Genomic DNA, 13,066 nt, shown 5'->3' with positions numbered 1-13,066 from the left:
CGAGTCGGCCAGGCGCGGAAGAACACGCGAAAGCTTCGTGTTCGGCCTCCGGTTTGTCCAGTCCCCGTCCGCCCGCCGCGAACTGTGTCACTCATCCGGGTGGGTTCTGCCAAGTTGTCACCATGCGGATCCTCTTCGTCCACGGCGCGTTCGTCCGCGACGGCGCGTGGTGGTGGCAACCGACGGCCGAGGTACTCGCCCGGCACGGTCTGCGCAGCTCAGCGGCGGTGCTGCCCAGCTGCGAGAGCGAGCCGCGCGGTGACCTGCACGCCGACGCGGAAGCCGTCCGCACCCTGCTGGACGCCTCCGACGAGCCCGCGCTGCTCGTCGGACACTCCTACGGCGGCATGGTGATCACCACACTCGGCGACCACCCCGCGATCCACCGGCTCGTCTACGTGACGTCGTTCCTGCCGGACGTCGGCGAGGCGCTCGCGGACCTCGGGACGGGCGAACCGGTGCACGTCAGCCACGGAGACGGCACCGCGAGCGTCCGGGAGGAGCTGGTGCGGCCGCGGTTCGCCCAGGACTTCGACGACCGCACGTACGCCGCGGCCGCCGGCCGCCTCACCCGCCAGAACGAGGCGGTGTTCGGCCAGCCGGCGACCCGGGCGGCGTGGCGGGAAGTCCCGTCGACCTACGTCGTCTGCGGCGAGGACCGCGCGACGCTGCCCGAAACCCAGCGGGCCCAGGCGGCGCGCGCCACCGACGTCGTCGAACTGCCGGTGGCGCACCACCCCTTCGTCACCCGGCCGGACCTGGTGGCCGAGGTGCTGCTCAGGCCGCGTCCCACAGGGTGAGGAACGCCGAGGCCTCGCTGCGGGCCCATGGCCGCAGCCGGGCCCGGTCCCGGGCGGAGAGCTGGTACTCCTTCCCCCGGCGGACGTCGATCACCAGCGCCTCGCCGCCGGGCAGGATGTCGGGCATCGCCTCCTCCAGCACCCACAGCGCGAGCTGCGCCGACGCCTTCGCCAACGGCTCCTCCTTGAAGTAGAGCCAGGTCGCGTACCGGCGCCCGTCGCTCTTGCGCAGCCCCATCTGCGGGCTGACGCCGATCTCGAGCTCGCCGATGCGGCACCGGCCGCGGCCCACGTCGACCAGCTTCGGCGACTTGCGGCCGAGGTACCGCAGCCAGCCCTCGGCGATCGCCGCGTAGTGCGGTTTCGTCCGCTCGTCGGCGGCGTTGACGAGCGCGCGCAACGCGACCTCGTCCTGGTTCGCCGCCCGGCCGGAGCGCACCGCGTTGGCCGCCCGCCGGTAGTAGTTGAACGCCGCCCGCGCCGGATCTTCGTACTGGCGGCGCTGCCGCCGGACGAACGACGACCGCGACGGCCCGGAACTCGCGCTGTAGCCCACGAACGTGGACAGGGTGATGTAGGCCATGGCCCTGCCTTCCTCCATCACGCCACCCGCGGACGCGGGCGGCATCTCCCCTGGACAACGCCCATTTTAGAACATATGTACGACACTTTTCGGGGTCCTGACGGGTGACGGCGGGCGGGCACCCGGCGCCCGCTCGGCCCGGACTATGGTTGAGGCGTGTCGGTGCACTTGGAAGGCGGGAAGCCGGATAAGCGGGTCCGGCCGCTGAGCGTCCACGAGGCATGGCTGCCGAAGGACCACTCGATGTACCGGCCGCGCCACGGCCGTCAGCAGACGGCCCTGATCTGCGCGCTCGTCTTCTTCCTGGCCCCGATGGTGTCGCTCGGCGTGTTCGGCAGGCCGGCGGCGTTCGAAAACCACCAGCTCCACGACTTCCCGAGCCCGTCGGACGGCTGGGGGTTCTTCAGCGGGCTCAGCGCGTGGGCCACCGACTGGCTGCCCGGCCGCCAAGCCGCCGTGCAGGCCGAGGACGCGATCAGCCGGTCCGTGTTCGGGGAGCCGCCGTCACTCGGCTCGCAGGGCACCCAGCCCGGCGTCGGCCCGGTCGCGAACCAGCCGCCCGCCCGGCCGGAGACCGGCCCGGTGCAGGGCCAGACGAACAGCAACTACCCGCCGGTGGTCGAAGGCCGGGACGGCTGGCTGTACCTGGGCAACGACATGTACGCCAAGTGCAACCCGATCATCCCGTCCGCCGACGTGATCGGCGAGCTGATCGGTCTCCGCCAGGCCGTCGAGGCGTCGGGACGGCGGCTCGTGCTGATCGTCCCGCCGGACAAGTCGGACATCTTCCCCCAGTTCCTGCCCGACCAGTACGCCGGCAAGGACTGCGCCCCCGTCGCCGCCCGGACGATGTGGCAGCGGCTGGACACCGAGGTCGGCTACCTGGACCTGCGGCAGCCGTTGCTCGCCGAGTCGCAGCGCCGGGGTGCCCCGATCTACTTCAAGCAGGACACCCACTGGCAGTTCCACGGTGGGCTGACCATGGTCCGGGCGCTGGCCGAGAACCTCCGGCCCGGGGTGACGCGCACCTGGCGGACCGCGCCCAAGGAGACGTTCGACAAGCAGACCGACCTGCCGCCGCTGATCGGCCGCACCGGCAGCGAGCCCGCCGTGCTGGAGTCGCTGGCCCCGGACGGCGGCGCGGACCGGACCCGCACGTTCTTCGGCCAGCCGAACACGAGCCCGATCGAGCTGCACGGCCGGCCGGCCACCGGGACCATCTCCGACAAGGTCGCGATGATCGGCGACTCGTTCACCGGCTTCGCCAACATGTACCTCGCGGCCGCGTTCACGGACCTGACGATCATGCACTCCGACTACGTCCAGCAGGACGCCTCGGCGGCCGCGGCGAAGCTCGTCGACAGCGACGTCGTGGTGATCGAAATCGCCGAACGCAACCTCATCGGCGGGCAAAGCCCTATCCTGGCCCCCGCCGTGGTCAAGACGCTGAGCGAACAGCTCGCGAACCACCCCCGGCGATGAGCGCGGCACCGCGCACGGACGAAGGAACAAGATGATCGAGCGGGAGCTGCCGTGGCTCGCCGGCGTGGACGCCGCCGGTGCCTCGGTGACCGCCGACCGGATCTCGGTCGGCGGCTGGCTGGTCTCGCCGGCCGGCCCGGACGGCAGCACCGTCCGGATCGGCGGCCGGGTCGCCACGGTGCACTGGGAGCGTGGCACCGACGCGGTGCCGGGCGTCCCCGCGGACTGGCCGGTCTGGACGTGGCGGGCGGAGGCCGAGTGCGACCAGCCGGTCGGCGCGGAAACGACGGTCACCGCGCCCGACGGCACCGAGCTGAGCCACACGACCGTCTGGCCGGAGAGCAGCTACCGCGAGCCCGCGCCGCTCGGCGAGATCGACTTCCCGGCCGCCGACGCCGAGATCGCCGGTGACCTCATGGTCGTCTCGGGCTGGCTGCTGCTCGACGGCAAGCTGCCCAGCCACGTGGAAGTCGACGTCGAAGGCGCCGCACCGCAGCGGGCTCGGCTGATGCTGCCCCGGCCGGACGTCACCAGCGCCCTGCCCGGCCAGGTCCGGCAGGCCGGGTTGAGCGGCTACGAAGCCCGCATCGCCCTGCCCCAGGCCCCCGGCGAAAGCCGCAAGGTGGCCTACCGGGTGCGCGCGTGGACCCGCGACGGCCGCGAATGGACCTCACCCACCCGGTACGCGACGCTGCGCAGGCGGCCCGTCAGCCGACGTGACGCCGAGGCCGTCCAGCGCTCGACGGCGTTCACCGAAGAGCTCCTCGGCCGGGTCAAGGCGGCTGTCGACACCGACCACGTCCTGGTCGTGACCCACAGCCTGCGCGTCGGCGGTGGCCAGTTCTGGCTCAGCGAACTGCTCCGCCACCTGACGGGCCCGCACGAGCACAAGGTCACGCTGGTTTCGCCGGAAGACGGTCCCCTGCGCACCGAGCTCGAAGAGCTGGGCGTCACGGTGCACGTCACCGGTCACCACCGCGTGCAGGACGCGGTCACCTACACCGCGTACGTCGGCGAGCTGGCCATGCTGGCCACCGCGTCCGGGGCGGGGGTCGTCCTGGTCAACACGCTCGGGATGTTCGCCGGGGTCGACGCGGCGATGCGGGCGGGCCTGCCCGTCGCGTGGGTCATCCACGAGAGCTTCAGCCTCGAGGACTTCGCGTACCTGAACTGGGGCATGGACGCGCTCGACCCGCTGGTCCGCGCACGCTGGGAACACTGCCTGTCGGACGCCGACGCGCTGCTCTTCGTCGCCGACGCCACGCGCGAGATGTTCCTGCCGTGGTCGCGGCCGCGCCGCTGCATCACCGTCCGGTACGGCATCGACCTCGCCCCGGCCAAGCGGGCGCTGTACACGACGAAGGAAGAGGTCCGGCGGGAGCTCGGGCTGCCGGAGCGGGCGACCGTCCTGGTCAACATCGGCGTGAGCGAACCGCGCAAGGGGCACGCCCCGCTGCTGCTGGCGTTCGAACAGGTCCGGACCACGCACCCGGACGCGCACCTGGTGATCGTCGGTATCCACGAATCGCCGTACTGCGACGCGCTGGCGGACTACGTCGAGGCGGCCGGGCTGGGCGGCTCGGTCAGCCTGGTGCCGATCGTCCGCGATCCGCTGCCGTGGCTGCGCGCGGCGGACCTGTTCGTCAACAGCTCCGACATCGAGTCGCTGCCGCGCTCGATCCTCGAGGCCATGGCGTTCCGGGTGCCGGTCGTCGCCGCCGACGTGTTCGGCACCCGTGAGATCGTCAGCGACGGCGAGAGCGGCTGGCTCTTCCTGCCCAACGACCTCAACGCGCTCACCGTGGGGCTGTTGCGGGCACTGGACACGCCGCCCGCGGCCCGCGAGCGGATCGCCGAGCGCGCACTCGCCGGCGTCGGTTCCTTCCTGGACTCCGCTCACTACGGTCAAGAGTTCTCCACCATCCTGAACGGCCTCGCCCGAGGCACCGGTACCGAGGAACGGCACGCATGAGCGAGCTTGCGAGCGAATCATTCAACACTGCGCTGGCCGCTCAGGCCGCACCGAGCGTCAGCGAGGTGTGCGCATGAGCTCCGAGGAAGGCCCGATCACCCCGGCCGCCGACGAACCGGTCGAGTACGCCGTTCCCGCGTCCGTGCGCGCCGAGCTGCTGCAGCTGCGCGCGGAGCGCTCGGTGCTGATGGCCGAGCGCGAGCGCCTGCTCGGCAGGCTCCGGGGCGCCGACGCGGACCTGCGCGAATCCCTCCGCGTGCAGGAACGGCTCGCCGAAGAAGCCCGCACCAACGACGACCTCCGCCGTCAGGTCGACGAAAGTTCGGAAGCCCGCGTCGAGCTGGACGCCCTGCGCCGCGACCGCGACCTCGCCCGGCAGGAGCTGGAGCGGACCCGGACCGAGCGCGACCAGCTCCGGATGGACCTGCTGCAGGCCGAGCTCGCCCTGCACGGCGCCGACCTGCCCGAGGTCGTCCACCACGACGAGCGGGAAGCCGAGCAGCTGCGCCGCCGGGTCGCCGAGCTCATGCAGGAGCTCGAAGCGCACCGCCACACGCTCAGCTGGCGGGTGACCGCGCCGCTGCGCACCGTGCGCCGGAAGACCCTCTGACGGTGGCCGACCCCCGACTCGTGCTGGCGTCCGCGCCGGGCGGCAGCTCGTTCATGGAGGAGCTCCTCGAGGTCGTCGCCGACGCCGTGCGCTCGGTGGGCGGCCGGGCCGAAACCCACCTCGGGCCGCTGCCCGAAGAAGACGACGACACCGTGTTCGTCGTCGTCCCGCACGAGTACCTGGTGGTGCTGCCCGAGCACCAGCGCCCGCGGCCGGACCAGCTGCGGCGGACGATCGCGTTCTGCGTCGAACACCCCGGCACGCGCACCTTCGACACCAGCGCCGGCCTGCTGCCGCAGTTCGGCGGCGCCGTGGACATCAACGCCGACTCGACGGACGAGCTCGTGCGCCGCGGGCACGACGTCCGGCGGTTCCAGCTCGGCTACACCCCGCTGTGGGACCGGTGGGGCGGCGACCCGGACAGCCCGCGCGACATCGACGTCACCTACCTGGGCACCGCCGAACACCGGCGCTCGGCCCTGCTGGCCCGCGCCGCGCGCGATCTGGACGGCCTCGAAGTGCGGCTGCTGACCCCGCCGCACGAACCGATGGTCAAGCCGCGGCCGGACTTCCTGATGAACCGCGCGAAGCACGAACACCTCGCGCGCAGCCGCGTGCTGCTGAACCTGCACCGGGAAGCGTCGCGCGCGCTGGAGTGGGTGCGCGTGCTGGAAGCGGCGTGCAACGGCTGCGTCGCGGTCACCGAGCCGAGCCGCGACCTGGCGCCGTTCACCGCGGGACAGCACCTGGTGGTCGCCAGGGAGACGGTGGTCGGCGCGGCCACCGCGGCGCTGCTGCACGAACGCGGCCTGGAGCGGTCGATCCGCACCGAGGCCTACCGCTTCGTCCGCGAAGAGCTGGACATGAGCCCGTCGGCCCGGCGGCTGCTCGAACTGGCGGCAGACCTGGCCGAACGGCACCCGGCACCGGCCCGCTCGGACCGGCCGCCGCGACCGGCGCCGGTGGTGCGGCCGCCGTCCGAGACGCCGCTGGCCGTCGACACCCCGAGCTGGGATCCCCGGTTCCGCGGCGAAGCGTCACTCGGCGCCGAGCCCGGACCGGACCGGCAGCTCGCGGCGCGGCTCATCGTGGAACGCACGGAAGCCGCCCGGCGCACCGACGGCGTGCTCAGCACACCGGCCGCCCTCCCGCTCGCGCCGAGCGCCGGGAACCGCGTCGACGACCTCGAGGTGCTGATCGTGCGACGCGCGGGCGACCCCGGTGTCATGGCGCTGGTCGACGACCTGGCCCGCGGAACCGCGGTGCCCTCCCGGGTCCTCGTGTGCCAGGACGGCACCGCCGAGCCCGCCGGACCGAAGCCCTACGACCTGCTCCACCACCCGATCGCCCGCGGCGCGGGCTACGCGTACAACCGGCTGCTGGCGGGCTCGCGAGCCGACCTCGTGCTGGTCCTGGACGCGGGCATGCGATGCTCACCGCACCTCGTGGCCCGCTTGCTGGCCGCGGTGCGCGGGGACGCGGACCTGGCCCACGGCCCGGTCGCGGACCCGGAGTCCGGTCTGGTCGGGGCGCTTCCCCCGGAAGCGCGGCGGCTGGCCCGGCTGCCCTACCTGGGCAGTGGGTACCTGGTGCGGCGGACCGTGCTCGACCGGCTGGGTGGCTGGCCGGACGACCCGTGGCTGGAGGGACTCGAACACCACGGCCTCTGGCGGGAAGCCGCCGCCCGGAACGCCCGCACGGTGCTCGTGCAGCAGGTCCTGCTGTCCCGGGTGGTGCCCGATCCGCCGGCCCGGCCGGTCGACCTCGATCCCCAGCGCGCCTGGGCCGCGACGAAAGCGAAACGGTAGGAAATGGACGGAACCGAGACCACGGACGTGCTGCCGGTGATCACCGCCGAGCGGCGTGCCGAACCGGCGCGGGCCGCCACGAAGGCCGACCCGGAGCAGGGTCCGCTCCCGGCGTTCATCCCGCAGCTGACCGGGGTGCGCGCACTGGCGGCGCTGTGGGTGCTGGCGTTCCACTTCCGCCCCGAACTGGTCTCGTCGTTCCCGTTCCTGGGCCGGCTGGCGCCGCTGTTCGACTCCGGTTACCTCGGCGTGGACCTGTTCTTCGTGCTCAGCGGCTTCATCATGACCTACACCCACCTCGACCGGATGAGCGGACCGTGGACGCCGCGCAAGGCGCTCGGTTTCCTCTGGCTGCGGCTGAGCCGGATCTGGCCGGTGATGTTCCTCGTGCTGCTCGGCTGGGCTTTTTACCGCGCCTACTCGCTGCAGATGAACAACGACGCGAGCCTCCAGGCGGCCGCCAGCCCGGCCCGGTTCCTCGAGCACGTCCTGCTGATCCAGGGCTGGTTCATCGAGCCGGACCAGTGGAACCCGATCGACTGGTCGCTGAGCGCGGAGTGGCTGGCGTACCTGGTGTTCAGCGTCGCGGTCGCCGTGCTGGCCAAGATGCTGAAGACCGTGCGCGTCCGCTCGCTCGTGCTGTGCGCGCTGGTGTCGGTGGTCCCGATCGTCGCGATCGGCGTCACGATGGAGGACGGCAGCGACCTGCTGCTCTTCCACAACGCGCTGGTGCCGGGGATGATCCCGCTGCGCGTGCTCACGGAGTTCTTCGGCGGCGCGTTCACCGCGTTGATCGTGCTGCGGTACGGCCGCTCCGCGCGGCTGCCGTGGTTCCTGCGACCGACGGTCGTGTTCGTGGTGATCGTCGCCATCATCTTCCTGGTGCACCACTTCGACTCGTTCCGCCGCTTCAACATGGGCCTCGACTGGCGGATCAACGGCCACATCATGTGGGGCTCGGCCGAAACGGTGGTCGTGGTGCCGCTGTTCCTGCTGCTCATCGGCGGGCTGGCGATCGGCAACCGCGAGCCGATGGCGTGGCTGCTGCGGACCAGGCTGCTCGTCTGGGGCGGCAAGGTCTCGTTCGCGCTGTACCTGGTGCACTGGCTGGTGATCGACGTGATGCGGCACGTCATCCAGATCAAGCTGAAGCTCACGGACGTGCCGACCAGCTGGGAGTACCGGCTGATCGTGCTGGGCTTCCTCGCGCTGACGATCCTCATCGCCCACGTCCTGCACCGCTTCTTCGAGGAACCGACGCGCCGCGCGATGCGGCGGATGCTGCCGGAGTCGATGCGCGCCTGAGCGTCAGCGGCCGGACGGTTCGGCGAGCCGGACCGTCCAGGCCCGCGTCAGTTCTCCGGTCCGCGCGGCCAGGTACTCCGGATCGCACCGGCCCGCCTGCCGGACAGCCTGGAACCGCGCCTCCGCCGGCACGACACCGAGCACGACCGCTTCGGCCAGGCCGAGCCGCTCGCCGAGGTCGCGCACGACGTCGCCCACGGTCGGCCCCTCGGCGTGCCCGCCCCGGGCCAGTTCGTCGGCGGTGATGAGGATCCCGCGGGCGAGGACGTCTTCCGCCGAGCAGCCGTCGACCGACCATTCGAGGTCGATCGGGACGAGCCCCGATTCCGTCACGAGCAGGTTCTGCGGGGTCAGGTCCCACAGCCGCGGGCCCAGCTCGCCGGCCCGGGCGAGCACGGATTCGCGCCACTGGCCGAGCAGGTCCGTCAGCCGGCCGGGTTCCGCGCGCACGACGTCGAGCACGGTCGGGACGTCGACCACTTCGTCCACTGTGGACACGATACGGACGCCGTGCGCCGAGCCGGGCCGGTCGGCCAGCGGCGTCCGGCGCACCCTCAGCGTGCCGCCGCTGCGCTCGACGACCGACCGGGTGCAGAAGTCCGCGGCCCGGTCGGTGCTGAAGAACGCCGCCAGCGTTTCCCGCGGCCAGACCCGCGGTTCCGCGTCCTTGCCGGCCAGCACGAGGAAGGAATTGCCGTGGTGCGCGGCCAGTCCGGCGTCGACGAGCTCGGCCCAGACGCGCTCCTCGTCCGCGACGCGCACCCCGGTGCCCGCCCAGTCGGGACTGGGAAAACCGGGCAGCTGCTTGGCGAGCCGCGGATGGGTGGCGAGGAGTTCGTCGGTGAGCACGGTCCGCGTCAGCTTGTAGTCCGGGAAGGCGCCGAGCACGGTGGTCCCGGTGAACCCGGATCGCTCGACGAGGCCGGTGAGCCGGGCGCGGGAGAACGTCCGGGCCACGCCGCCCGCCGGATAGCCGGCCACGCCGTCCCACGGGAGTCCGGTGTGGTCCTCGGGGGCTCCGCAGAGGTACTTGACGCCGAACTGGTTCTCGATCGCGAGCACCAGCGTCCCGCCCGACCGGAGCCGGGCGTGCGCCGCACGCAGGAAATTCGTGTAGCGGTCGTCGTCGTTGCGGCCCGCGCCGACGTATTCGAGCACGCCGATGACCACCACGATGTCGTACGCCTCGATGGCCGGGACATCGTCGATCCCGCCGACGAAGACTTCGACGTCGCCGAAGTCCCGGGTCCGGGCGCGCGCCCCGCGGGCCCGGCTCGGCACCGGTTCGACGGCGTCCACGAGCCGGCACCGTTCCGCCAGGTAGCTGGTCACCGCGCCGGTGCCGCAGCCGATCTCCAGCACCGCGGCGCCGGACGGCAGGTCCAGCGCCCGCAGCACGTTCGCGCGGCCGTGATCGAGGTGGTAGCGCTCCGGCCAGGTCCGCGCGGCCAGCGTCAGCTCGTCGCTGAGCGAACCGCGGTCCTGCGCGTTCTCCAGCAGGGCGGTGACCAGGTCTTCGGCCCCGTCGGAGTAGTCCGAGACGCCGGTGGACAACACCCGGCAGCCGTACTCGTCCGGCTCGGCACCGGCCCGGAGCGGCGTGGTCACCTGCGCACCGGTCACGAGTTCGGAACGTTCTCCAGCATCGCCTTCATGACGCCTTGGAACTCCTTGGTCACGGCCGTGTCGGTGGCCGGAGCCTGGTTGACGTCCACCCGGATCACCGCCGCTCCCGAGACGTACACGGCCCGGTAGGTCGTGTGGTCCGGCAGGACCGCCTTGAACACCCCGACCGACTGCGGGAGCCCGGCGCGGTCGCCGACCGGCTGGAGCCCGGTGCCGGAACCCGGCCGCTGCAGCGTCTGCGCCAGCCGCTCGGCGTCCGCGACGCTCTTGGTGTTCACCAGCAGGACCGTGTAGTCGAACGGGTTGTTGGTGGACGCCTGGCAGCTGACGTACGCGGCACCGGCCACCTTGATCGAGCTCGCCTCGGCCGGGTTCAGGAACTCCTTCTGCACGGCTTCGTCGACACTCATCGTGCCGTTCTTGTCGCTCGCCTTGCCGGGCATCGGCGGGACCCGGGTGGGCGCGACGCTCGGCGGCGGCGGGGTGGTGCTCGGCGCGGTCGTCGTCGGGGTGCCCGTCTGGCCGGCGACCGGCGTCGAATCGCTGCGGAGCCCGAACCACCAGATGGCGAACCCGGCGAGCAGCAGGACCAGCACCGCCGCGACGATGCTGACGACCTTCTTCTTGCCGGACCCGCTCTTGGTCTCGAAGTAGGACTCCGGACCCTGGCGCATCCAGCTCAGGTCGTTCGGGTTGTGCGCGGGCCCGCTGTCGTCGGTGCCCCACGGCGGCGCGGCGGAACCGGGCGGCACCTGGTTCCAGCCCGGCTGGGCGGGCGGCTGCTGCGAATAACTCTGGTAGCTCGGCTGGTACTCGCCGGTGTTGCGGACGACCTGCGTGCGTTCGGGGTTGTCGTCGGTACCCTGCGGCGGCGGCGCGAACCCGCCGGGCGGCGAGAACGGCTGCGACTGCACGGGCGGCACGTAGGCGGTCGCGTCGGGGTCACCGGGCCTCGGCGGCCTCGGCGGCTGCTGCGGCTGCCAGGCGACCGCCTGCGTGCGTTCGGCGTCACCGGCGTTCGGCTGCGGTGTCCCCCCGGGCGGGCTGATCGGAGCGATCACCTGGGTCGCGTCGGCGCTCGAAGACGCCGGCGGCTGCGGTTGCTGGTCCTGCACTCCCACGGCCGAGGAAAGCACCTGGTCACGGCGTGCCCGATATTCGTCGGCGGACAGCTGACCAGCCGCGAGCTCCTCGTCCAGCCGTCGCAGCTCCTCCTGCCAGGACACCAGGAGCCCCCTTATTCCGGTCCGATCGGCCGGCCACGGCCGGCCGACACACTTCGCCTGTTCAACGACATGCACATTGTGCACTTCGAGGTGGTTCGACCACCCCTCGGGTCGGCTTGTCACCCGGCCTTCGCGGGCATCGGCTCAGCCGGGGGGCAAGACGGTCGTCACGGTGCCGCGGATCGCCTCGAGCCGGGACCGCAGCGGAGCCGAGTCGGCGGTGCCCGACTGGGACACGCCGATGCCGACGACCACCGCGCCGGAGGCGTACCAGAGGATCCCGACCCAGCCGTCGGTCCCGCGCTGGGTGTACATGAGGTCGTCTTCGGTCGGGCCGAGCCGGGTCGCCGCCAGCCGCGCGCCGGAGAGGTTCTGCCGCAGGCCCGTCACCAGGTGCTTGGCGTCGTAGACCGACAGCGTCGGGATCGCCATCAGCAAGTTGCCGTCGCGGGGCTTCGCGGGATCGGACGACGCGCGGAAGATGACTTCCTTGCCGTTGTTGGCCCGGATTTGCTTCGCGTCGGCCTCGGTGATCACCTTGGCTTCCAGCGCCTTGTCGATCGACATCGTCGAATCGGCGGGGTTCGCCTTGCCGGGCAGCGCGGGCAGGCGCTGCTCGAGCGTCAGCGACGGGTCGACGGCACCGTTCGTCTGCGGCGGCACGCTCGACGACACGGGCGGCGGCGGCGAGGCCACGTCGGAAGGCTCGGCGTCCTTCTTGCCGAACCAGTAGATGCCGCCGGCGACGAGGCCGACCACCAGCACCACGGCGAGGGTGATGAACAACCAGGCCGGGACGCCCCGGCGCGGCTCCTCTTCACCGGCCGGGTCGATCTGCCACCGGTGCCGCCCGGCACCTTCCGGCTCCGGGACCGGCGGCTCCCCCGGCCCGGCTCCGCCGACGACCGGCGGGAACCGGCTGGGCGTCGCGTGCTGCTGGTTCGGGCCGTCGACGCGCAGGTAGCGCGTCGGCACGATGTCGGCCGGGCTCGGCGCGGTGGTCATGTGGTCGGGCAGTTCGGGGATGCCGGGGCTGCCGCCCGGCTTGGCCGCCGACGGCGCGCTGCGCATCCACGGCCGGTCCTGGGGAGTCGGCGGCCGCGGACCGGTGGCCTGCGGCGGCACGACCGGGGCCGGCGTCGGTCCGGCCGGCCGGTCGTACGCCGGGTTGGCGCTCTGCCAGGACCGACTACCCGGCCGGCGGAGCGGTGAAGGCACGGGCGAGGGCACCGTCGAGCCCGAGGCGGCGGCCAGCAGCTCGTCACGCTGCTTGCGGTGCACCGAAGGCTCGATCCGCCCGGCCGCCAGGTCCGCGTCGAGTCGGCGCAGATCATCCTGCCAGCTCATCTTCGACCCCCATCCGGCGTTCGGGGCAACAGTCTGGCACGGAGGGCCGACCTGCGAGGTTGCGGTTTGTGGTTGATCCGCAACGTAGCGGAGAACGTGGCCTTTGTGGAGGGTCATCCGGGCGTTCTCGGCAACCTGTCCCGGTCCCCCGGAAGTGTGACGTCGGCCGTGTCGGTGAACGCCGTCCCCCTCCCCGACGCCTATGGAGCAGAGCATCGGCCGGGAGAGGAGGCGCCGTGATCTGGATTTGCCTGGTCGGTGTCCTCGCCGTCGTGTTCCTGGTGCGGGCGGTCCGCGTGGTGCGCCG

The 13,066-nt window shown here is 72.3% G+C and carries 10 protein-coding genes; 6 read left to right on the top strand and 4 right to left on the bottom strand.

Annotated features, from left to right (window positions below):
* The first annotated feature begins 122 nt into the window (after positions 1-122).
* Complete coding sequence (locus AB0F52_RS07790) at positions 123-800, top strand: alpha/beta hydrolase (protein ID WP_360165873.1); 678 nt, start codon at positions 123-125, stop codon at positions 798-800.
* Here AB0F52_RS07790 and AB0F52_RS07785 read toward each other — a convergent pair.
* Complete coding sequence (locus tag AB0F52_RS07785) at positions 778-1,383, bottom strand: hypothetical protein (protein WP_360166627.1); 606 nt, start codon at positions 1,381-1,383, stop codon at positions 778-780. The two genes, AB0F52_RS07790 and AB0F52_RS07785, sit on opposite strands and share 23 nt — an antisense overlap.
* 156 nt (positions 1,384-1,539) lie before the next feature.
* On the opposite strand from AB0F52_RS07785, the gene AB0F52_RS07780 reads away from it, so the two are divergent.
* From AB0F52_RS07780 to AB0F52_RS07760, 5 genes are all read left to right on the top strand, one after another.
* Entirely contained in the window at positions 1,540-2,865 is a 1,326-nt protein-coding gene (locus AB0F52_RS07780; RefSeq protein WP_360165870.1) for a hypothetical protein, read from the top strand.
* 31 nt (positions 2,866-2,896) lie between these two features.
* A complete protein-coding gene (locus AB0F52_RS07775; protein WP_360165867.1) occupies positions 2,897-4,837 on the top strand; it encodes a glycosyltransferase family 4 protein in 1,941 nt (646 codons plus the stop codon).
* 73 nt (positions 4,838-4,910) lie between these two features.
* Positions 4,911-5,447, top strand: a complete 537-nt coding sequence (locus AB0F52_RS07770; RefSeq protein WP_360165864.1) for a hypothetical protein — start codon at positions 4,911-4,913, stop codon at positions 5,445-5,447.
* 2 nt (positions 5,448-5,449) lie between these two features.
* Positions 5,450-7,255, top strand: coding sequence for a glycosyltransferase (locus AB0F52_RS07765; protein ID WP_360165861.1), 1,806 nt, complete (start codon positions 5,450-5,452; stop codon positions 7,253-7,255).
* A gap of 3 nt (positions 7,256-7,258) precedes the next feature.
* Positions 7,259-8,560: an acyltransferase gene (locus tag AB0F52_RS07760; protein WP_360165858.1), complete on the top strand. Its 1,302-nt coding sequence runs from the start codon at positions 7,259-7,261 to the stop codon at positions 8,558-8,560.
* Between the two features lie 3 nt (positions 8,561-8,563).
* On the opposite strand, the gene AB0F52_RS07755 is transcribed toward AB0F52_RS07760, so the two are convergent.
* The 3 genes from AB0F52_RS07755 to AB0F52_RS07745 all read right to left on the bottom strand — a co-directional run bounded on the left by AB0F52_RS07755 (position 8,564) and on the right by AB0F52_RS07745 (position 12,759).
* Positions 8,564-10,168 (bottom strand): class I SAM-dependent methyltransferase, encoded by a 1,605-nt coding sequence (locus AB0F52_RS07755; protein WP_360165855.1) that lies wholly within the window; start codon positions 10,166-10,168, stop codon positions 8,564-8,566.
* An 11-nt stretch (positions 10,169-10,179) separates the two neighbouring features.
* Positions 10,180-11,412 carry a hypothetical protein gene (locus AB0F52_RS07750; RefSeq protein WP_360165852.1) on the bottom strand — a complete coding sequence of 411 codons (1,233 nt, stop codon included), beginning with the start codon at positions 11,410-11,412 and terminating at the stop codon, positions 10,180-10,182.
* 144 nt (positions 11,413-11,556) lie between these two features.
* Positions 11,557-12,759, bottom strand: a complete 1,203-nt coding sequence (locus AB0F52_RS07745; RefSeq protein ID WP_360165849.1) for a hypothetical protein — start codon at positions 12,757-12,759, stop codon at positions 11,557-11,559.
* Positions 12,760-13,066: the final 307 nt, after the last annotated feature.

This window comes from Amycolatopsis sp. NPDC024027 (assembly GCF_040638975.1).
Taxonomy (GTDB): Bacteria; Actinomycetota; Actinomycetes; order Mycobacteriales; family Pseudonocardiaceae; genus Amycolatopsis.
Note: the sequence above shows the minus strand (reverse complement) of the source record. Positions and strands in the feature narration are given on the sequence as shown.

What these genes read in the sequence shown, in the direction of transcription:
- AB0F52_RS07785 (WP_360166627.1), bottom strand. Translation starts at nt 1,383, where the DNA reads ATGGCCTACATCACCCTGTCCACGTTCGTGGGCTACAGCGCGAGTTCC.
- AB0F52_RS07745 (WP_360165849.1), bottom strand. Translation starts at nt 12,759, where the DNA reads ATGAGCTGGCAGGATGATCTGCGCCGACTCGACGCGGACCTGGCGGCC.
- AB0F52_RS07760 (WP_360165858.1), top strand. Translation starts at nt 7,259, where the DNA reads ATGGACGGAACCGAGACCACGGACGTGCTGCCGGTGATCACCGCCGAG.
- AB0F52_RS07770 (WP_360165864.1), top strand. Translation starts at nt 4,911, where the DNA reads ATGAGCTCCGAGGAAGGCCCGATCACCCCGGCCGCCGACGAACCGGTC.
- AB0F52_RS07775 (WP_360165867.1), top strand. Translation starts at nt 2,897, where the DNA reads ATGATCGAGCGGGAGCTGCCGTGGCTCGCCGGCGTGGACGCCGCCGGT.
- AB0F52_RS07790 (WP_360165873.1), top strand. Translation starts at nt 123, where the DNA reads ATGCGGATCCTCTTCGTCCACGGCGCGTTCGTCCGCGACGGCGCGTGG.